The 20,229-nt window shown below is 60.2% G+C and carries 19 protein-coding genes; 11 read left to right on the top strand and 8 right to left on the bottom strand.

Annotation, left to right across the window (positions count from 1 at the left end):
• Positions 1-10: 10 nt before the first annotated feature.
• From pspA to JNK74_17060, 8 genes are all read left to right on the top strand, one after another.
• Positions 11-685 carry a phage shock protein PspA gene (gene pspA, locus JNK74_17095; protein MBL7647902.1) on the top strand — a complete coding sequence of 225 codons (675 nt, stop codon included), beginning with the start codon at positions 11-13 and terminating at the stop codon, positions 683-685.
• 95 nt (positions 686-780) lie between these two features.
• Positions 781-1,275 (top strand): hypothetical protein, encoded by a 495-nt coding sequence (locus JNK74_17090; GenBank protein ID MBL7647901.1) that lies wholly within the window; start codon positions 781-783, stop codon positions 1,273-1,275.
• An 18-nt stretch (positions 1,276-1,293) separates the two neighbouring features.
• Positions 1,294-1,542: a hypothetical protein gene (locus JNK74_17085; GenBank protein ID MBL7647900.1), complete on the top strand. Its 249-nt coding sequence runs from the start codon at positions 1,294-1,296 to the stop codon at positions 1,540-1,542.
• Between the two features lie 591 nt (positions 1,543-2,133).
• Positions 2,134-2,520, top strand: coding sequence for a PspC domain-containing protein (locus tag JNK74_17080; GenBank protein ID MBL7647899.1), 387 nt, complete (start codon positions 2,134-2,136; stop codon positions 2,518-2,520).
• 147 nt (positions 2,521-2,667) lie between these two features.
• Positions 2,668-2,898: a hypothetical protein gene (locus JNK74_17075; GenBank protein ID MBL7647898.1), complete on the top strand. Its 231-nt coding sequence runs from the start codon at positions 2,668-2,670 to the stop codon at positions 2,896-2,898.
• On the top strand, positions 2,895-3,077 hold the full coding sequence (locus tag JNK74_17070) for a hypothetical protein (protein ID MBL7647897.1): 183 nt from the start codon (positions 2,895-2,897) through the stop codon (positions 3,075-3,077). Before JNK74_17075 ends, JNK74_17070 begins: the two co-directional genes overlap by 4 nt.
• Entirely contained in the window at positions 3,074-3,463 is a 390-nt protein-coding gene (locus JNK74_17065) for a PspC domain-containing protein (protein ID MBL7647896.1), read from the top strand. Before JNK74_17070 ends, JNK74_17065 begins: the two co-directional genes overlap by 4 nt.
• A gap of 209 nt (positions 3,464-3,672) precedes the next feature.
• The gene (locus JNK74_17060) at positions 3,673-3,903 is read left to right on the top strand and encodes a hypothetical protein (protein MBL7647895.1); all 231 of its coding nucleotides are present in this window, start codon (positions 3,673-3,675) and stop codon (positions 3,901-3,903) included.
• A 165-nt stretch (positions 3,904-4,068) separates the two neighbouring features.
• Here JNK74_17060 and JNK74_17055 read toward each other — a convergent pair whose 3' ends face one another.
• The 6 genes from JNK74_17055 to JNK74_17030 form a co-directional block, all read right to left on the bottom strand.
• Positions 4,069-4,641 (bottom strand): ImmA/IrrE family metallo-endopeptidase, encoded by a 573-nt coding sequence (locus JNK74_17055; GenBank protein MBL7647894.1) that lies wholly within the window; start codon positions 4,639-4,641, stop codon positions 4,069-4,071.
• The gene (locus tag JNK74_17050; GenBank protein MBL7647893.1) at positions 4,638-4,916 is read right to left on the bottom strand and encodes a hypothetical protein; all 279 of its coding nucleotides are present in this window, start codon (positions 4,914-4,916) and stop codon (positions 4,638-4,640) included. The genes JNK74_17055 and JNK74_17050 overlap by 4 nt, the downstream gene beginning before the upstream one ends.
• 428 nt (positions 4,917-5,344) lie before the next feature.
• Positions 5,345-7,195 (bottom strand): phosphoenolpyruvate carboxykinase (GTP), encoded by a 1,851-nt coding sequence (locus JNK74_17045; protein MBL7647892.1) that lies wholly within the window; start codon positions 7,193-7,195, stop codon positions 5,345-5,347.
• A gap of 431 nt (positions 7,196-7,626) precedes the next feature.
• Positions 7,627-8,652 (bottom strand): hypothetical protein, encoded by a 1,026-nt coding sequence (locus JNK74_17040; protein MBL7647891.1) that lies wholly within the window; start codon positions 8,650-8,652, stop codon positions 7,627-7,629.
• A complete protein-coding gene (locus tag JNK74_17035; protein ID MBL7647890.1) occupies positions 8,649-9,410 on the bottom strand; it encodes an ABC transporter permease subunit in 762 nt (253 codons plus the stop codon). The genes JNK74_17040 and JNK74_17035 overlap by 4 nt, the downstream gene beginning before the upstream one ends.
• Positions 9,410-10,351, bottom strand: coding sequence for an ABC transporter ATP-binding protein (locus tag JNK74_17030; GenBank protein ID MBL7647889.1), 942 nt, complete (start codon positions 10,349-10,351; stop codon positions 9,410-9,412). The genes JNK74_17035 and JNK74_17030 overlap by 1 nt, the downstream gene beginning before the upstream one ends.
• A gap of 230 nt (positions 10,352-10,581) precedes the next feature.
• On the opposite strand from JNK74_17030, the gene dinD reads away from it, so the two are divergent.
• The gene (dinD, locus tag JNK74_17025; protein MBL7647888.1) at positions 10,582-11,451 is read left to right on the top strand and encodes a DNA damage-inducible protein D; all 870 of its coding nucleotides are present in this window, start codon (positions 10,582-10,584) and stop codon (positions 11,449-11,451) included.
• 194 nt (positions 11,452-11,645) lie between these two features.
• Complete coding sequence (locus JNK74_17020; GenBank protein ID MBL7647887.1) at positions 11,646-12,854, top strand: hypothetical protein; 1,209 nt, start codon at positions 11,646-11,648, stop codon at positions 12,852-12,854.
• 39 nt (positions 12,855-12,893) lie between these two features.
• On the opposite strand, the gene JNK74_17015 is transcribed toward JNK74_17020, so the two are convergent.
• Complete coding sequence (locus tag JNK74_17015; GenBank protein ID MBL7647886.1) at positions 12,894-15,602, bottom strand: sigma-70 family RNA polymerase sigma factor; 2,709 nt, start codon at positions 15,600-15,602, stop codon at positions 12,894-12,896.
• 332 nt (positions 15,603-15,934) lie between these two features.
• The gene (locus JNK74_17010) at positions 15,935-18,721 is read right to left on the bottom strand and encodes a sigma-70 family RNA polymerase sigma factor (GenBank protein MBL7647885.1); all 2,787 of its coding nucleotides are present in this window, start codon (positions 18,719-18,721) and stop codon (positions 15,935-15,937) included.
• A 154-nt stretch (positions 18,722-18,875) separates the two neighbouring features.
• Here JNK74_17010 and JNK74_17005 point away from each other — a divergent pair, with 154 nt between their 5' ends.
• The gene (locus tag JNK74_17005) at positions 18,876-20,135 is read left to right on the top strand and encodes a Gfo/Idh/MocA family oxidoreductase (GenBank protein MBL7647884.1); all 1,260 of its coding nucleotides are present in this window, start codon (positions 18,876-18,878) and stop codon (positions 20,133-20,135) included.
• Positions 20,136-20,229: the final 94 nt, after the last annotated feature.

The raw sequence follows: 20,229 nt of genomic DNA, 5'->3' as shown, positions 1-20,229 counted from the left end.
GGAGCCAGTCATGGGTATTTTCACACGGGTACGCGACATCATCAGCTCGAACATCAACGCCATGCTCGACAAGGCGGAAGATCCCGAAAAGCTGGTGAAAATGATGATCCGCGAAATGGAAGACACCTTGATCGAGATCAAGGCCAACTGCGCCAGCGGCATGGCCACGAAAAAGAAGATCAAGCGCGAGATCGAAACGGTGCTCGACCTGGCGAAAAGCTGGGACGGCAAAGCCCAGCTCGCCATCGACAAGGGCCGGGAAGATCTGGCCCGGGAAGCCCTCCTGGAGAAGCGCCGCCACGTGGAGCGCGCCGAAGCCCTGGAGGAAGAGCTGGAACAGGCGAAAAACCTCGTCACCCAGTGCCAGAATGATATCATGCAGTTGGAAGACAAGCTCGGCTCCGCGCGCGAAAAGCAGCGGGTGCTGGTGCAGCGCCACACGAACGCCAACACGAAGAAAAAGGCGCAGCAGCAGATCCGCCGCTACGACACTTCGGACGCGCTCCAGCGCTTCGACGACTTCCAGCAGCGCATCGACCGCATGGAAGCCGATGCCGAGTTGGTGAACTATGGCCGCAAGGCGTCCCTGGCCGACGAATTCAAGGCCCTGGAAACCGATACGGAGCTCGAAAAGGAGTTGGCGGCGCTGAAGGCCCGGAAGTCCGGCGAAACCACGACCGCGTAGTGCAGCGGCGTCCGCCCGGGTTGGAAGTGCCCGGCGGACGCCCGCACAGCGTTGTGTGAGGGATACGCGGAGTTGGCAACGGGAAGGAAAGTGTCATGGGTAAATTTCTGAAATTCGCTCTCGGTGTGGCGGTGTTGGGCGTAGTCGGGCTTGTCGGCCTGAGCGTGATGAGTATTGTTGCCACCCTGGTATTCAGCCGCTCCGCCAGCCACCATGTCGTGCCGGGCGAGGAAGTGCCCGCCCGGACTGCCGAGGTGAGCGGGATTGAGCGGGGCGTGTACGACACCTTCAATGCGCCGGCAATGGTTCCCCATCGTGTCCCGGCGAACTGGAGCCTACCCGCACAAGTCCAGGTCAATGTTCACGATTCGTGGATTGATGCCGCAAGCCCCTTCGTAGGGATAATCATTCTCTTCGGAATGCCCGCGATCATCTTCATCGTCATTCGTTCCATGCGAAGGGGTAGAGGCGCCGCCCCCTCCGATGAATCCGCCCTGGTCCATGAACTCGCCCGGCGCGCGCAGGATCTGTCGCAGCGGATGGAAGCACTGGAAACTATACTGCTCGACCGCACGCGCACGGCGCGTTAGCCCGGAAGGAGCGCTTCGATGAATACGCAACTGTTCGTACTCTGCATCATCTTCGGCAGCATGTTCTGGATTTACGCCATGGCCCGGACGGGCGTGCGGAAGCAGGACCACCGCTACAACGAGGAAGAAACCGAAATCATTCAAGAGCTGCACCGCGGCCTGGAGAAGATGGGCAAGCGCATCGAAGCGCTGGAGACCATCCTCCTGGACCAGGCGGAGTACCGGCGAACCTCGCCGCCGCCCCACGAAACCGCGCACCGATTCTAAACCCACAAGTCATCAGCGATACGGACAGTTGAATCAAGTACAAACGTTCACGGAATCCGCAGGGACTGACGCGCCCACGAACACTACAAAGATCTTCGGAAGCCGCGTCCACACGCGCCGCAGGGTGCGTGTTCGTGACGTCTTCGGGCGTGGCTGTCCCGTCGTCTGCGGAGTTGATGGAGGCGTGAGAGTTCACTGGAGCATGCGACAGGTCGCCTGTCAACGCATCGATGGCGGCACCGGACCTGCTTCGTGCATGGTAGTCTTAGTCCCGTAGGGACGGCATATCGTAGCCCAGGGTGAAGCGAGGTACGAGCGAACCCTGGGTTTATGGGCCTTAATTCACGAGCCCCAGCGGGGCGGCATAGAAGGTGTAGATGCGTATTTCCGCCCGACCTGTGCCACCCCTCCGGGGTTGATACTATGGGGGCGACGATCCCAGGGTTCCGCTCGTTCCTCGCTTCACCCTGGGCTACGATATGCCGCCACTTCGTGGCTAAGAATTGAGAAAACCTCGCGATTCTTGCACGCGAGATATACGACCGAAAAATGTTCTCGACTATCACGATCCACATAAAAGGAGTCACCACCATGAGCCAGCATTACAACCGCGATCACAGCGGACCTTATCGCAGCCGCAATGGCCTCATCTTCGGCGTTTGCCGCGGCCTGGCCGACTACTTCGACTTTTCCGTCATCGGCATGCGCTTCATTGTGGTGGTCGCCTTCTTCTTCACCGGGCTTTATCCCGTGGGCATCGCCTATATCGTGGCCGGTTTCATCATGAAGCTGGAGCCCGTGCTGGCGCTGCAGAATGATCGGGAGACCGAATTTTACAACAGCTACACCACCTCGCGGCCCATGGCCCTCAGCCGGCTCCGTGATACGTTCGACAGCCTGGACAAGCGCATCCAGCGGATGGAGAGCATCGTCACCGCCCGCGACTACGACTGGGATCAGCGCCTGCGCAACGGTTGACAAACGGGAGCGCGGGTTTTTCCGCCCATGGGCGGATCGATGACTTACTCGCGTCGTGTGCCAAAGACACACGCCACACGGACTGGAAAGTCCGTGCTCCCGCCAGAAAACTCGCTCAGATAAGCAGTAAAAAGGAACCAACCTACCATGGACGTCACCGCCGTACTCATCGTGGCCATTATTTTCGGCTCGATCCTCATCGGTCTTTTTATCATCTCAAGCCTGCTTGGCAAGGTGCTCGGCTCGCGCGGACGCGGCCGGCTCAGCGATGAGGAATCGCAAATCATGCAGGAGATTTTCTACGGTCTGAAGAAAATGGAAGAGCGGATCGAATCACTCGAAACCATCCTGCTTGACCGACGAGGGAAGGACCAATGATGAATTTCTTCAGCTTCCTGCTCTTCACGGGCCTGCTGGGCGCCACGCTGTGGCACGTGCAGCAATTGCGGGACGACCTCAACACGTTGAAAACCCAGAACGAACGCATCATCAAGGCGCTGGAGGAAAGGGCGGAACGCCCCACCTCCACGCCGGACAACCCAGGGGAGGAACGATAGTGAACCAGTCACCCAGAACCGGCGGACCCTATCGCTCGCGCAGCGGCGTCGTATTTGGCGTGTGCCGGGGCCTGGCCGAGCATCTCGACTTTTCCGTGACCGTCATGCGAATCATCGTATTCGTGGGCACGCTGTTCACCGGCCTCTGGCCTGGCATCATCGGCTACATCATCGCCGCGCTGCTCATGAAGTACGAGCCCATCGTGCCCTTCGACTCCCAGAGCGACGCGGAGTTCTATAGCTCCTACAGCGCCTCCGGCACCATGGCGCTCCAGCGCTTGAAGGACACCTTCGACAACCTGGACCGGCGCATCCAGCGCATGGAAAACATCGTCACCGCGCCCGACTTTGACTGGGATGAGCGGCTGAAGAACAACCACGAGTAGGAACCCGTCATGGAACCGCACGTTTCCCGATCGCACCTCGCCATCATGGCCGCGATTGCCTGTATCACGATCCTCCATGCGTTGCTGACGCGTTAAGAAATCCCGCCGCAGGAGGACGGGAGGGCAGGGGGGTAAAACCTGAACGCGACCCGAACAGCCCCATTCACCCCTACGATCCCAGATACGAGTCACTGAAGAAGGAACAATTCATGCCCCAGAGTATTCGGAGAAAAGGCCCCGCCTGGTATTTCCGGCCCTTCACGGGCGCGTGGCGCTTCGCCTCGCTCTTCGAGCAGCGCCTGGGAATCTCCGCAACCCTCTTCGCCGGGGCCTTCCTGATGGTGGTGGGGATTATCCTATGCCTGACCATCGCGGGCGCGCTCATTGGCATCCCGGTGGGCTTTCTCGGCGTGATGATGATTATGCGCGCGCTCTATTGACACCCCCGCACTTCCACGGGCGGTCACCTACTCTCCTCGGGTGGCGCCCGCTCCTTCCCGCCCGCGTCACCGCGCTCCCACGGTGGCGCGGGTGTTTTTGCGTAGTCATGCAACTCAAACGCAATGGGATTGTGACGAGTTAAGGTTGCTTCTGAGAACGGTGCGCTATTCCTGCACGAGCTTCAGATCCAGCGCTTTGTACCCAGCCGTCATGGGACTCACCTGAAATTCTTCCGCGGCATGATTTCGGGCGATTGACAGCGCTTTGCTTCCCTTTACTCCCACAGCATGGAGTTCGCGTACTTTGTCGCGAAAGACACTTTCGAATTCCTGATCGGGCATCAATATCATGGCCGCAAGAGTTTTCGCATCTCGCTCAACCGCATAGTGCTGTTCCTCGGTGAGCTCGTGGCAGGAACCGCCCAAGGGTAGCTCTTTGTTGTTCCAAAGTTCATACTCCAAAATCAGGTGGCAAATTTCTTCCGCCAGTGTGAATCGGGCTCTTGGGAGATAGGTGAAAATACGCTCATCAACCACAATGATTCTGGGATCGGCGGCGAGATATCCTTCTGCGTAGCGCCTGAAGCCTTGGCGGGGAAGAATATCGACGCCGAGATCTTCGATAATTCCCTCTATGTCGATGGCTCGCCCGATACGTCGATCAGGAAAGCGATCAAGAACGGAAGTCGCAATCGCCTTGAGCTTTGCAATTCCTTTGCGCTGATAGTGGTAGGTCATTTCAACGGCGAAAAAACAGCGTCAAGGATGGCGGCATGACTGGCTTCGCTCAACTGTTCGCCGTTGTTCCGCGTTCGCACCGGGGCGAGCTGTTCGCGCGTGAAAACATCGGAAAACTCCAACGGCTCCGCAGTGCGAGCAATTTCCAGAAGCTGGTGAAAGGGGTCGAATTCCTTCTCAGAAAGCGCGAGGACCTCCTGAATAGCGATTTCGTGGTCGGCTGTCAGCCAACGCACGATCCCTGCTTCTACTTCGGCGTATTCCGCTGGATACATGCCTATTCTGCCAGCGAATACTCGAAGTACAATTCGCCTTTCTTGTCGTTTGGACTTGAGCCAAGTACCAAATTCTTTTGCCGGATGCTCCATAGCTAAATGATAGCATGGATACACAGAGTGCGTAAATAGCCTCTAAATGGTTTGGAGTGATTAAGTTAGAGTCCCCGTGAACGCATGCGATATTGCCCGCCGTGCGTTATGGGGAGAAATTCAGATATTCGATCTTCGTCATCGTTCGCGTCGCGATTCCAGCATCCACCGGGACATGCCGCCGCATGGGCGTGGGTTTCGCCCCGTCAGGCGCCGCAAAATGGCCTGCGCGTTGTGCCGCGCGTGACCGGCACCCGTGCGGCGGTACGTCCCCAAGGACAGCAAAACGCCCGGCGGGGTTGCCGCCGGGCGTCGCCACATCATCTGGTTCCCACCTATTTGATGTAAGGCGCGGTCACATGCGTCGGTTCCCAGTGTTCAGGCGCGCGCCAGAGCTGGCTCAGGATGAGCTGGCGCTTCAGCATGAACTCTTTGGGCAACCGATCGTACAGCTTGATGAAAAGTTCCTCGTGGGAGAGGATTTCGGCCTCCCAGGTGCCCCGGTCCACCGACATAATCTCGTCGAACTGGGCCTCGGTGAAGTCCAGACCCGTCCAGTCGATATCCTCGTAGCGCGGCACCCAGCCCAGGGGGCTTTCCTCCGCATAGGCCCGACCGTGAACCTTGTCCACGATCCACTTGAGCACCCGCATGTTGTCGCCGAAGCCCGGCCAAACGAACTTGCCGTCGGCATCCTTGCGGAACCAGTTCACGCCGAAGATGCGGGGCGGGTTGTTGATGGCGCGGCCCACGTTGAGCCAGTGATTCCAGTAGTCGCCCATGTGGTAGCCGATGAAGGGCAGCATGGCGAAGGGGTCGCGGCGCACATTGCCCACGGCGCCCGTGGCGGCGGCGGTCGTCTCGGAGCCCATGGTGGCCGCAAGATACACGCCGTAGTTCCAGTTGTAAGCCTGCATCACCAGCGGCACGGTCGAACTGCGGCGACCACCGAAGATGAAGGCGTCCAGCGGCACGCCGCGCGGATCGTCATAGGCCGGGTCGGCGCAGGGGCAGTTGCGCAGCGGCGCGGTAAAGCGGGAATTCGCATGGGAGGAAACGCGCCCGCAGTCGGGGGTCCATTCCTGACCCAGCCAGTCGGTGAGCTTTTCCGGCTTCGTATCGGTCATGCCTTCCCACCACACATCGCCATCGGGCGTCAGCGCCACGTTGGTAAAGATGGTGTCGCGCTTCACCGATTCCATCGCGTTCGGATTGGACTGATAGGACGTGCCGGGGGCCACGCCGAAGAAGCCGGCTTCCGGGTTGATGGCGTAGAGCTTGCCGTCGGGGCCGGGCTTGATCCAGGCGATGTCGTCGCCCACCGTGGAAATCTTATAATCGCCGATTTCCTTCGGCGGAATCAGCATGGCGAAGTTGGTCTTGCCGCAGGCGCTCGGGAAGGCCGCCGCGATGTAGGTCTTCTCGCCGTCGGGCGCGGTCACGCCGAGAATCAGCATGTGCTCCGCGAGCCAGCCCTCGTCCCGCGCCATGCACGAGGCGATGCGGAGGGCAAAGCATTTCTTGCCGAGGAGGGCGTTGCCGCCGTAGCCGCTGCCGTAAGACCAGATGCTCCGCTCTTCGGGGAAGTGGACGATGTATTTTTCGTCGTTGTTGCAGGGCCAGGTCACATCGGCTTCGCCGGGAGCCAGAGGCTTGCCCACGGAGTGGACACAGGGGACGTAGGCGCCGTTTTCACCGAGCTGGTCGATCACCGCGCGGCCGACGCGGGTCATGATGTGCATGTTCACCACAACGTAGGGGGAGTCGGTAATCTCAATGCCGATATGGGAAATTGCAGAGCCGATGGGGCCCATGCAGAAAGGGATCACGTACATCGGGCGACCACGCATGGCGCCGTTGAACAGACCCTGAAGCGTCGTCTTCATTTTCGCCGGGTCGATCCAGTTGTTGGTGGGGCCGGCGTCTTCCTTGCGGCGACTGCAGATATAGGTACGATCTTCTACGCGGGCCACGTCTTTCGGATCGGAGCGGAACAGGAAGCTGTTGGGGCGCTTCTCTTCGTTCAGCTTGATTGCCATCCCCGACGCCACCATCTCCTTCATCAGTCCGTCGTACTCTTCCTTCGAGCCGTCGCACCATACCACGCGATCGGGTTGGCACAGTGCCGCCATCTCCTTCACCCAGGCGACAAGCTGGGTGTGCTTCACATAGGCCGGAGTTTCCATTTCTTTTCCTCGCTTTCAAGGTACTTTTCCACCGGATTCACAGTAGAGTTTGCCGTTCTTTTCACTTGCCCGAAACAGATGCAATCCGCGTGCCATTCGCTCCGGACGGCCCACTGCGTCTCTTTCCACACCTTTTGTCTGCGCAAGCTGCGCAAATAGCTTGCCGGACGCCACTATACGGTGAAGTTGGGGCCGGTTCAAGGACAGGTTTGCGCAGGGCGCATGCGCAGAGGTGTGCAAGGCACTTGTGTGCAGGGCTCGGCCACGATACCACCCTGCGCCCTCAATATTAGACGTGCCACGCGATCCGCGCGTAAGAGCGACTCGTGTGCCAGTGCCGAAGTTCATCGGGTACGGCAACACCACCTGAATCACCCTTTTGCGCCACCATCCGGACGCCAACCTGAAACTCTTCGCGCGACCCGAAATCCCTATTCCACCGCGCCCGTGGCCGGATCATAGCGCCACGACTGCGCCGGATAGGGGTGGACGGGAATCACGCTGGTCTGGCCCCGTTCCACCAGCTCCTCCAGCGATGCCGGCCAGCGGTTGTTCTTATTCTTGAAGGAATTGACCTGATTACGGATCACCTTCAGACGATTCTTCTTTTCCTCGTCCAGGAGCGTCGTGTTGCGGATCACGCTGTCCGCACCCATGAAGAACGTACCGCCCAACGGATCGGGCCCGAGCGGGTTGATCAGGCCCGCCTGCACCATCTCGTCGATGGAATTTGGGAAGCGGCCCTGGCGCTGGTTATACATCAGGACCAGCTTGTTCAGATTGTCCACCGCCGTGCGGATGTCCATCTCCACCAGCTTGCGCTCGCCCAGCTCACGCAGCAGCTTGTCCTCGCCCTCGGCCATGCGCTGCCACATCTCTCGCTCCACGTCCACCAGATTGAACTGACCCTGCAGCTTGGTGGCCAGATCCCGGATGAATTCCGGGCAACCCTCAATCGCCGCCGCCATGCTGAGGTAGTAGGTCGCACGCTCTTTGGAGCCCGGCTCGTCTTTGCGATTGAGCAGAAAGATCATCGCCAGCTCGTAGGGCAGTTGAAAGTTTCTGGGATTCTCAATGAAGCCCCGCTCCAGCAGATCAATCCCCGCGTCGTCGTCCGCCCGCAGCGCCGCGAGGAACATGCCCCCGTAGCGATAGGCGTCGCCGAAATAAGGATCAAGCTGGACCACCGTCTCGAGCATCTGGTTGAGCCAGGTGAAATTGCGCTCGCCCTTGTTTTCCTTGCCCACATACTGGATACAGCGCAGCCAGAGCAGGTCCGCCACCACGTTGTTCATGCCGCCGGTGAAATGGTTCAAGATCTTCTGGTTTGGCAGGTAGAGAATCTCGTCGCCCTCGGCCTGGGCCCGTACGCCGTTCGCCTGGCGCTGGGCAAAGACCGCCCCGGCGAAGACGGCCAGGGCGCAACCGAAGGCGATCGCCTGCCGCGGCGCGATCATACATCCTTCTCCTGAAAGGCCAGGGCCGCCAGAATCAGCAGCATGACCGTGTACATCAGGCCGTAGGTCATGACCCAGATCACGTAGGCGGGGGAGACGTCGATGCCGTTGGCCGCTTCCCGGGCAATATCGAAATTGCTCAGGTTCGGGATCACGTAGTAGGCCGCTTCGAGAATCGCCTTGGCCGCCGTACCGTCAAACTGGGGCGGCAGATCGCGAAACACCTCCGTGGCATGGCCGAAAACCGCCACGGAAAACACGATAATTGCGCCGAGAATGGGGGAGGTCATGGCGGACATAAGCACGGCGAAGGCCGTGATCAGCATCAGCTTCCAGTAAATCAGCAAAATAGCCAGAAAGAAGGTGGTGTGGAGCGTGCCACCCAGCAGCAGGATGTACAGCGACGACACCACCGCCATAATCACCGTGGTCACCGCGAGCAGGGCGATGAGCCCCAGATATTTGCCCACGATGAACTCGTAGCGGTGCATGGGCTGCGCCAGGATCGTGTAGAGCGTGCGCTTGTCGATTTCTTTGTAGATCAGGCTCGTGCCCACGAAAATCGCGATCAATACCCCGAAGACGGACGTGGACGCCAGGGCGATGTCCTTAACGATCTTGATGTCCTGGCCTATACTGATCCAGCCCAGGGCCTTGGACCCGAAAATGGTGACTGCGGCGAAAAACAACAGGACGTAGAGCACCTTGTCCCGAATGGACTCGCGAAAGGTATTCTGGGCAATGGCGAGAATACGCATCAGACCGCCCTTTCTTTCACGGGAGCGGCCCCCTGCTGCCTGAGGAAAAAGTCTTCCAACGATTCGCGCACGGGCGAGAATTCCACCAGACGGCCCGACTGCCCGTGAATACGCCGGACGGCGTCGTTGGCCGTGGGCTGATCCTTGAAGGTAAAAATATCCTGCTCGTCCAGACGCCGGTGCGACTCCGCGAGGCCCGCCAACTCGGCGCGGACCGCATCGCTCAGATCCGCCGCAATAACTTCCACCGCCTTGATATTCTGCGCCAGAAGCTCGTCGATACGGCCCCGGTGGGTCAGTCGGCCCTTTACCAGGATGCTGACCCGATCACAAATCTGCTCCACATCGCCCATGACGTGGGAGCTGAAGAAAATCGTCTTCTTTTCATCACGGCAGCGCATGATGAGGTCGCGGATCATCCGACGACCGATGGGGTCCAGCCCGCTCATGGGCTCATCCAGAATCAGCAGGGGCGGGTCACCCACCAGCGCCACGGCGAAGCCGATCCGCTGGCGCATGCCCTTGGAAAAGCCCTTGATCCGCTGCCCCGCGATTTCCCGCAGGTCCAGCAATTCGGAAAGCTTGTCCCATTGTTTGTCCCGCTCGGCCGGACTCAGCTTCTGCAATTTCCCATAGAAATCGATGGTTTCCCGGGGCGTGAGGTACTCGTAGAAGTAGGGCTGCTCCGGCAGATAGCCCAGCAGGCGTCGCGCCTGGGGCGTGCGCACGTCTTGACCAAAGACCGCCGCGTCGCCCGAACTCGGCTTGATGAGACCGCAGAGGATCTTGATGGTCGTGGTTTTACCCGCGCCATTTCGGCCCAGAAATCCGTAGACCTCATTCTGCTCGATCGTCAGGGTGAGCCCGTCCAGCGACTTCACGGCCGCCTTGCCGACTTCCTTGTATATCTTCGTCAGATTCGTGGTAACAATGGCACTCACACACAAAGGCTCCTCAACAGGGTGGTGAACGTTTCTGCTCCAACGCGGATTTTAACGCGGTCCTCGCGGGCTTGTCCAATGGACGGGCAGGGAGTGATAATGGGCATTCAAGGGCAAGTGATGGCCTTTGTGCGTCGATGACAATGTGAAACTTCGCGGCAGTTGGAAGTTTCGGAAACAGGCACGATCCCTGTCGACCCATTAACAGAGCAAGTGACGAGGGTATGGAGATGAAACGAGAGAAGATAGTTGAGCTTCATGCCGAGTTCGAGGAAATAGTAAGGCGTGACGACGACTCTGATATCGAATTCTGGATGGCCCGCGATCTTCTCCCCTTGTTGGGTTACCGGACTTGGAGAAACTTTGAGCCGGTGGTCGAAAAAGCGGTAAAAGCCTGTGAGATGTCGGGTTATCCTGCGGAGGACCATTTTGCGCGCGTGCGCACAATGGTGAACATAGGTTCAGGTGCTCAGCGCGATGTGGACGACATCATGTTGACCCGCTATGCCTGCTACCTCATCGCGCAGAATGGCGATTCCACCAAGGCCCCGGTGGCCTTTGCGCAAACCTACTTTGCCGTACAAACGCGCAAACAGGAAGTAATCGAAAAGCGACTGGCCGAAGTCGAGCGCCTCAGCGCGCGGAAGAAACTGACCCAATCCGAACGAGAGCTCTCGGGTATAATATTTGAACGCTTGCGAGACGGGCAGAGCTTCGCGCGCATTCGGAGCAAGGGAGACATGGCGTTATTCGGCGGCAATACGACCAACGATATGAAGAAACGCCTTGGCGTCTCGAAGGGCCGTGCACTGGCGGATTTCTTGCCCGCAATCACCATCAAAGCGAAAGACTTTGCCAACGAAATCACGAATTTCAACATCAAACGCGACGATCTGCGAACCGAGCCGAAGATCACGGCGGAGCATACCAAGAACAACAAAGATGTGCGCAAGTTGCTTCTTGATCGAAAGATTGTGCCGGAGAATCTGCCCCCCTCGGAGGATCTGAAGAAAATAGAACGCCGGTTGACGTCGGAAGAAAAGAAACTTCCGAAACGCACAGAGTCGTTCGAGCCACACGACGAGAAGGATGCTCGCTGATTGCCCTTGGATTTCGGAACGCTGAAAACCAATCGTCCACCGCGCTTGCATACATCACCATCACCTCATCCAGTACTCGGCGCTTGAAGAGCCCCGTGCCGGAACGCCCCGCTTGATTCGCCGCCGCCCTTTCCGCAACCATAACGAGGCGATGCCGCCCGCATCGCATTCAGGGGGCTGGAGAGATTCCCACCATGACCAGAAGAGAACGTGTCCTCGCCGCATTAAACTTCCAGGAAACCGACCGCGTCCCCATGGACCTCGGCGGCATGGACTCCTCGGGCATCAGTTGCTTTGCCTATCCAAGTCTCGTGGCCGCATTAGGACTCCCGCCCCGCCTGCCCCGCGTGCACGATACCGGCCAGATGCTCGCCCTGCCCGACATTGACGTGCTCGACGCGCTGGATTGCGACGTGGCCACCGTCCGCATGGACCTCGGCAACGCCTATCCCCAGCCCGACCTCTGGCGACCCTATGACTTCAATGGACGACTGCCCGCCCTGGTGCGCCACCCTGACGATTTCCGCGTGCAGCCCGACGGCACCATCGTGCAGGGAGACCGGACCATGCCCCCGGCCGCACACGTCTTCGAACACGAGCACGGCGGACAGCCTGTGTCACTGATGGGAGAAATTCCCCGTCCGGACCTTCGCGAAGTGGTCGACACCCTCGTGCGCAGCCGCCCGAGCGACCGGGATCTCGCCGCGCTTCGGGACCATTGCCGGCGCGCCCGGGAATCCACCGACCGCGCCATCCTCTTCGCCGGGCCCGGCTGCCCCATCGGCATCGGGAGCTACACCGGTATCGGCATGTTTCCCCTGCTCTGCCTCACCGAGCCCGACTACGTGGCCGAGTTCCACGACGCCGTTACCACCGAAATCCTCGGCCAGATCGCCGCGGTGCTCGACGAAGTCCACTCCTTCATCGACCTGTACCACGTCACCTCCGACGACTGGGGCACCCAGAACAGTTGCATCGCCTCGCCCCAGACCTACCGCGATCTGTTCAAGCCCAGCTACCAGCGGATGAATGACACCGTCCACCGGCACGCCCCCGGCGTCAAGACCTTCCTCCACACCTGCGGCGCCGTCTTCGAACTCCTCGACGACTTCATCGAAAGCGGCTTCGACGTCATCAACCCCGTCCAGTGGACCGCCGGAAGCGAAGGCTACCGCGCCTGGAAAGACAAGACCCGGGGCCGCATGGCCCTCTGGGGCGGGGGCGTTCAGACCCAGAAAACCCTCCCCCTCGGCACTCTGGAAGAAGTGGAACAGGAAGTCAACGAAGTGGTGTCCTGCCTCCGCCAGGATGGCGGCTACGTCTTCGCCGCTATCCACAACCTCCTCGCCGAGATCCCCGGAGACAAGATCGTGGCGATGTACCGCGCGGCGGGGCGGGTGTGAATACGCGTTTGGGGGCGATTAAAGCACTCAGTCAACGCGCTATTCCTCAACCAGCTTGAGCGTTCCCAGCGCGGTGATTGCGTTGGCCTCCAACGTGATTTGTTCGGCGCTCCAGATTCCGCCTTCACCGTCCTGACGGGAAATTGCGATATCCACCACTTCGGCAGGAGCTTGATCGACGATGGTAAAACGGCCTTCAGCGTCCGTGGTCGATTGGAGCGGCCAGGACTGCCCGTCGGTGTTGGAGACGGTAATCTTCAGCACGACATCCGAAAGGATCTTGTCTTCCGAATCGGAAAGGACCCCCTCAAAGCCCGCGCCGGAGGAAAACACGATCACATCTTCGGGGTGGACGGTGCCCGCGCTTTGATCTTCAAAAAGTGTGCCCCAGGCGTTGGCGTAGCCCGGCTTTTCGAGCCAGATGCGTGCGCCGCAATCGGGTGGCATCAGCAAAATACGGTCCGCGCGCCCATCGTCATTCGTCAGAATTCGGGGATCGAAGGTGCCGGTCGTTGTGGTGATGTAATGCAGTGCGGCACCCGCGACGGGGTTTCCGGCGGAATCAACGGCGCGCACGGCGAAACGCTGAGGATCTGGAAGATTAACCTCGATATCAATATGGTCGCCTGGTGCAAGGTCATAGGGCTTTGAGGGATCGCCCTTCACGTCCAGATTGAACATGTAGCGCGCTTGAAACGTGTACGTGCTGGCCTTGCCCGCCAACAAGAGCTTCACCGCATTGGGCCCATCGTGCTGGCCGTAGGCGATATCCTCGCCGTCACGCTGTGCCACGACGGTGAAAGGCACATACACTTCAAAGGGTTTTCCGGTAGGCGTGCCCACGACGGTGGCCTGTACGGTCGCCATATCCGATTCCACGGTGGGGTTGAAAGTTCTCGATTCCCCAGGGGCCAACGCGGCCAGATTCTCGCGCTTTCCGGTTTGCCTCATCGCATTGGTACTGACATCCGCCTCGAAATCCAGCCCCGCGTCCACAGTGACGGCATACTGTCCCTTGATGTCGCATCGTGCGCTGAAATAACCCGCACTCGACGGATTCCGCCAGGGATCGACACCGTCCGCCTGTGCCACGTCAACGCGCTTGCTGCCGTAGAAGTTGAGAACCGCACCGGGCACAGGCGCGCCAGTCTTGTATTTCACCGTACCTTGAATGATGGCGGGGGCCGAGAGGCGGAGTTCGATGGCATGGTCGTCCAGCACCGACACGGTGGGAAAAGTTGCCGCGCCATGGAGCGGCGACTGGGCACGCAGAGCCACGACCATACCACGGGACTTTTCGTCGAAACCCATCGTGAAATAACCCGACGCATCAGTTCGGGCTGAAATGTTCTGGATCATGGAACCGCTACTGGGCCCGGTCAGGCATAGCGTCTGCAACAGGCCATCGGACACCGGTTCGCCCGCCGCAGTCAAGAGCCGCCCCTCAATCGTGGGGCCGGTGGACAGGGTGAAGTCGATACCCGCCGCACTTTTTCCCGCGGCGATGTCGATGGGCGCACTGGAGGACTCGCCTCGCGCCACGTCCGCATAGCCCGGCTTGGACGCGGCCACCCAGAAGCTTCCCCCATGGTCGATAGCGTCAATTGTGTAGGTTCCGTCCGCATTCGTGCTTACGACGCGGGATAGATCACTGGCACCGGGGAGACGGCCCCACGAACTCGATGGGGTCAGCGCCACCGTCGCATTGGGAACGGGATACCCCGCCTGATCCACCACCGAGCCCGATATCGAAGCGTAGTCCTCGGGCTTTTCTATCCGTGGATAAAGCCGCATCGCATCGTCCAACACACTGTGAGAGAGGGCGAGCAAATCGTCCAGCTCCGAAGTCTCACCAGTTACATCGGCCGGTGTCGCGGTCGGTTCCACCGGTGCCGGTGCGGGCTCGGCTTCGGGCACCGCTGCGATGGCGGTCGGGATTGTGGGCTCCGCAATGGCCTGAGGGTTTGGCACCTCTACAACGGGCTCATGTCGCGTGGAAGCCACATAGACACCCACACCGAGGAGCGCGAGGACAATGGCGGCAATGGAGATTTTCGTTTTCATGATCAGCAGGCTTCCTATCAGGCTTGTGGTTGTGACGGTGCCAGCGCTACCGGTGGTCCCGGCGGCGATGGCGAGTTTTCCCAATGAAGCCTTTAAGGAAAGGGGTGCGGTGGAGGCGTTCGCCGCGAAGAGCGGCCCAAGCGCAGCGGCGGAGAGGGTGACGCCCTTCCGCGCAAGATCGCGACGGATGGCGTCGAGGCCGCCCTGGATGCGGTAGGTGACCGCGCGCCGACCGATGCGTAGATCGGCGGCGATCTCCGCGTGGGTGCGCCGCCCGAGAAAGTGGGCCACAATCGCGTCGCGCGTTGCCCCGGGCAACGCGTCAATCGCCGCGTCCACATGCGTCTGGATGTCGTCCCACGTGGTCTCGGTCGCCTTCGGCACGGCAGCGCTGTAGGCCGATTCACGCGCACGGCGATTGATCTCCCGGCGGATGCGGTCCCGGCAAAGATTCGTGGCCGCGCCATGGAGCCAGCCGCCCAGCGATGATCGGACGCCGCCCCCCGCGCGCACCAGCAGAAGAAAGCACTCCTGTGCCGCATCCTCGGCGTCGGCGTCGTTGCGGAGGATACGCTTGCACGTGCCATAGACCTGGTCCGCAAAGCGCTCAACGATCTCGTTGAAGGCTTCCGCGTCCCGGCGCGTGGTCCAGCGTTCCAGCAGCGTGGCGTCATCGATTGGCATGGCGGGTGTGGCGCTCCTTGTGCCCTTTTCCTTAAAGGTACACTACAGTTGCAGCCGGAGACGATTTGGGAAGGGGAAATTTCGGGGGACCGCAAATTTGAGCAGATGGACGTACATTGGACTTCGCGGCACAACGGATCTTGGACATTCTTGTCCGAGGCAGAGCGCGCTTGGGCAAGAAGACGCATTCGCTGTGTGCGAGCAAGCCTGAAGCATCAGAAGTCACAACTTTGGCAAGGCGGGATCACTGGACAAGTTCGCCGGGCCTCGTCGATATCAGCGTGCGTTTTGCCTCGGACAGGAATGTCCGAGATCCTCTATTCGGCCCCTCCCTATTCATCTTGCGGCCCCTCCTCGACCAGCGACATATTCCCCAGGTCGGTGATCGTCTTGGCCTCCAGCGCGATCTGCTCCGCGCTCCAGACCCGAAGATCGGGCTCGAAAGGCTCGCTTCCAATTGGGCTTGGAAGGGTGACCACATCATTTCCCACGCGAAACTCCACCGGGCCAGGTTGCGGCTTGATCACAATTTCGATGTCCACGACTTCGGCCGGGGCCTGATCCACCACGGTGAAGTGCCCTTCGCCATCCGTTGTCGTTTCGAGTGGCCAGCTCTGGCCTCGTGGGCTGGTGAGCGTGATGCTCAATTCCGCGTTCGCGACGGGGTTGCCCTCCGCGTCCGCGAGTTCCCCTTCAAAGCCCGCACTCGCCGTGAGCACGATCAAGTCCTCGGCCTGAATCGTGCCGGGGCTCTGATTTTCGTGGATCGCGCCCCAAGCCGGGGCGTAGCCGGGTTTTTCAAGCCACAGGCGGGCACCGCAATCGGGCGGCATAGTGATGGGACCGTCGATGCGGCCATCTGCGTTGGTCAGCTCGTTGGTCTGATAGTTCTCGATGGTGCTGGTCATAACATTCACGCGCGCACCTTCGACGGGGTTCCCGTTTCCATCCACGGCGCGGAGGGTAAAGACCTGGGGATCAGGTACGACAAGCTCAATGTAGTTTTTACCATCAGACGACAAGTCAACGGGTTCCGAGCGGGGGCCCGCTGCAAAATCATTGAACTCGTAACGCGCCTGCAACTGGTAGCGTCCTTCCGCCAAAGGAAATGAGAGCGAGAAAGCGGAATGGGTCTGCGCATCCATGTGAATGGCTGTGTCGGTGACGACCGAAACACGAAAGCCGCCAAGCACATCAACAGGAATGCCGGACTGCTGCCCGAGAATTTTGCCTTTTATCTGGATTGTCATGGTGGCCACAGTTACGTCGTAGGCGCGAATTTCGCCCGATGCCAGCGCGGCGACAAGTGGACGTTTCATAGTCATCCGAATATTCTCGTCCCCGACTTGCGCGCGGAACTCGATCCCGGCGTCCACCGCGACGGCGTACCGACCTTCCGAATCGCATTGCGCGGTAAAGAATCCCGAAGAAAGCGGCATTCCCCACGTCCCCGGCGGATCGTCGGGTGCCGCGGAGATTTTCCTCTGGCCTCCGAATGAGATACGGCCATGGGGAACAGGCTCTCCCCTATCCGATGTAAGCGTCCCCTGAATAATGGCGGGTGGCATCATGCGAAGTGTCTCGCGCCGACCGCTGTCGATGGGAACACCAGCGAAAGTCGCTTGGCCATTCTTCCCGGCATGTACACGCAAGGCCGCGACATAATCGGTATGGTCCTTCGGGAAGCCCAAGGTAAATTCACCCTTCGTATCCGTTACGGTGGTATTCTCTTGGCCCAGCGAGACCATATCGCGCGCCGCAGTACCGATGCATTGCACCACGGCGCTGGGCACAGGTTTGCCTGAGCTACTGAGGATAACCCCTTCCAGTTGGACGCCAGAATCCAAGACAAAGTCGATCTCGCTCTTCCGAGCACCCGGCGCTATCTCCAAGGCCGGTTTCACCCGCTGATCGGCATAGCCATATTTCGATGCGCCGACCGCGTAGAATCCGCTGCGGTCGATGCCCTCTATCGCGTAGCGACCGTCCGCACCACTGATAGCGGACCTTAAGCGTCCCTCGGTGTCCGGAAAGCTCCCCCAACCTCTTTCAGGCATGACGTACACATAGGCTCCGTCGATGGGATAGCCATTGGTATCGACCACCGTGCCCGAGACGGATGCGAACTGTGCAGGGTCCGCTATCTCGGGGTATTGTTCCAGCACTTCCTCCAGTTTGGCTTGGGAAAGGGCGAGCAAATCCTCCAACGAGGGCATGGCGCCATCGCTCTCCGAAGCAGTCGGCACCGTCTCCGCCTTGGCGACCTCGCCGCTTGATGTGGGTATGGATGGCTCCATCCTATCGGCCAACATTATTTCAGGAATGGGATCGGACTTTGGCGAATCGTTGGCCCGGGGCATCCCCCAGTAAACGCCTCCGGCTACCATACCCACTATGAGGGCCAAAGCGACGAGTTTCATTTTCATGATCAGCAGGCTCCCTATCAGGCTCGTGGTTGCGGCGGTCCCGCCCGCGCCTGACCCGGCAGTTCCGGCGGCGATGGCGAGTTTTCCCAGTGAAGCCTTTAAGGAAAGGGGCGCGGCGGAGGAAAAGTTGTCCGCAAGGAGCGGGCCGAGGGCGGCGGCGGAGAGGGCGATGCCGCGTCGGGCAAAATCCCGCCGGATGGTATCGAGGCCCCGTTGGATCCGCTGGGAGACCGCCCGGCGATTCATCCCTAGTTCCTCCGCGATTTCCTCGTGGGTCTTGCGTCCGAGGAAGTGGGCCACGATCATGTCCCGCGTGGATTCCGGCAATTGATTGATCGCCGCGTCCACGTGCTCCTGGATGTCGTCCCACGAGGCTTCGGTAGCCTTCGGCGCATGTCGCTCGTAGGCCGATTCCCGAGCGCGACGGCGCGCCTCGTGGCGGATGCGATCCAGACTACGGGTCGTGGCCGCCCGGTGGAGCCAGCCGCCGAGGGACGTGCGCACCTCGCCGCCGGAGCGGACGAGGAGGAGAAAACACTCCTGCGCCACCTCTTCGGCGTCGGCGTCGTTGCGCAGAATGCGCCGACAGGTGCCGAAAACCTGATCGGCGAATCGGCGAACGATCTCGTCGAAGGCTTCGGCATCGCGCCGGGTTTTCCAGCGTTCCAGCAGGGCGGTGTCATCCAGGGGCATGGCGAGGGCGGGTCTCCAGAGTTGCCTTTTCCTTAAAGGTACACTACAGACGGCACGATGAGGCATTTGGGAACATGGGGGGAAGATCAAAGGGCTTGTTGACGTGCGATGGCTCACGTTGCGCGAATAAATCGCAAGGGTTAAAGTAGGCAATATGAAGAGTGATTCCACACGCCGCACCTTCCTCGCCGCTTCCGCCGCGTCTCTGGCGGCGGCTCCCTTGCTGGCCTCCGCGGAGGGCGCTGCGCCGGTTCGCTGTGCCGTGGTGGGGACGGGTGGACGCGGATCGGACCTGATCCGGAAGCTTACCGATCTGGCGGAGGCGAAGCTGGTGGCCATTTGCGATGACTACCCGCCGCACCTGAAGTATGGCGCGAAGTATGCCGGGGATGGGGTTGCTACTTTTGAGAATTACGACGCGATGCTGGCGGAGGCGAAGCCGGAGGCGGTTTTTGTGGCGGTGCCGCTGCATCTGCACCATGAATTTTGCATAAAAGCGCTGGACGCGGGGGCGCACGTGTATTGCGAGAAAAGTCTGTGTCATTCGCTGGCCGATGCTCGGGATCTTGCGGCGCGGGTGAAGGCCGTCGGCGCGGTGTTCCAGGTGGGGCTGCAGCGCCGTGCGAATCCGGTCTATGAACAGGCCGTCGCCATGGCGTCGAGCGGGATGATTGGGCGCATCACGGCGGTGAAGTGCCAGTGGCATCGCAACCATCCGTGGAAGCGCGATCTGCCCATCGGCCCGGAAGATTCGCGCCATGCCGCGCTGGAGCGCAAGCTGAACTGGCGACTCTACGACGAATACTCCCATGGCCTCTTCACGGAACTCGGCAGCCACCAGATGGACGTGGTGAACCGAATCCTGGGTACGCCACCGAAGCGGGTATGGGCCACGGGCGGCATCGACTACTGGCGCGATGGCCGCGAGGCGGAAGACAATGTCTTCTGCACCTATGAGTACGCGCTGACCGATCCGACCAAATCAGACGAGCCCTACACCGTGCGCGCCACATGGTCCGCCATCCTGAACAACGCCTTTGAGGGGGCGTCGGAATTGATCATGGGCACCAAGGGCTCGCTGCTCATCACGCGCAACAAGTGTCTGCTCTATCGGGAGGGCGCGGGCGTGCCCGATGCGGCGGCGGGCAGCGGCAACCCCGACGGCGCGGATGCCGTGACCAGTGGCAAGACGCTGCTGGTGAGCACGGATCCGTGGGATTTCCGAGGCGAACCGACTGAATTCGAGATCGAGGGGGACGACACGCGCTGGGCGGTGCGGTCATTTCTACAGCACGTCCAGACGAAGGACGTGAACACGATCTGCAATGTGGACGTGGGCGTGGAGAACGTGGCCACGATGCTCATGGCCTTTGAGTCGATGCGGAGCGGCGAGGCGAAGGGGTATCCGGGGTGAAGAGTGGGAAATAGAGAAGATTTTCCCACAGATGGACACAGATGAACACAGGTAAGAGGAAGAGGAACCACAAATAACGCAAAGATCACAAAGG

Source organism: Candidatus Hydrogenedentota bacterium (assembly GCA_016791475.1).
Taxonomy (GTDB): Bacteria; Hydrogenedentota; Hydrogenedentia; order Hydrogenedentales; family JAEUWI01; genus JAEUWI01.
The sequence above is the reverse complement of the archived record's forward strand: the minus strand, read 5'-3'. Positions and strand labels throughout refer to the sequence as shown.